At 44.8% G+C, this 585-nt stretch carries 1 protein-coding gene; it reads right to left on the bottom strand.

Annotated elements, in window-relative coordinates; all coding sequences use genetic code 11:
- Window positions 1–585 (bottom strand): VENN motif pre-toxin domain-containing protein (locus J3U56_RS12020; protein ID WP_267367968.1); only part of this gene is annotated, 585 nt, incomplete at both ends.

The following is a 585-nucleotide window of genomic DNA, read 5'->3' as shown; positions in this document are numbered from 1 at the left end:
TTTTCATACACGATTCATAACCTTTTTCTAGCCCTTTAATTGCTCCTCTTGTTAATCCATTATTCTCAACCGCATTTTTACCACCAGCAATAGCGGTATTAATATCCTGAGCATTACCACCTAATGCGGCAATAGCCAGTCCGGTGGCCAGTTGGGCGAGTGCGCTGACTTGTTGTTTTTCATCCTGATTTAATTCATCTATACTTTTATTCGGATAAAGAATACTGGCAATGACTTCTGCGCCTCGTTCACTGACCGCTGCACCAACTCCGCCAACAACAGCTGAGTTACCTTGTAGCTCGGCAACCACAGCGCCAAGGATGGCATGACTGATAGTGTTAGCGACCTTATTGTCACCGGTTTGCTGCTTGATTATCGTGGCCAGTTTTGGTGCCAATGCACCAGCTACCGCACCGGTCATGTCGCCGGTGATTAAGCCATTGATAATATTAATCGCCATGTCGATGCCTTGACGGGTATTACTTCCCATCGCTGACATGCCTTCATTCATCGCTTTGTCGTAGGCTTCTTTATATATTTCTTGTTGTTCTTTGTCGGTTAACGGTTTATCGGATTTTTGTCTTT

It is taken from the genome of Gilliamella sp. B2824 (genome assembly GCF_026536245.1).
Classification (GTDB): Bacteria; Pseudomonadota; Gammaproteobacteria; order Enterobacterales; family Orbaceae; genus Gilliamella.
Note: the sequence above shows the minus strand (reverse complement) of the source record. Positions and strands in the feature narration are given on the sequence as shown.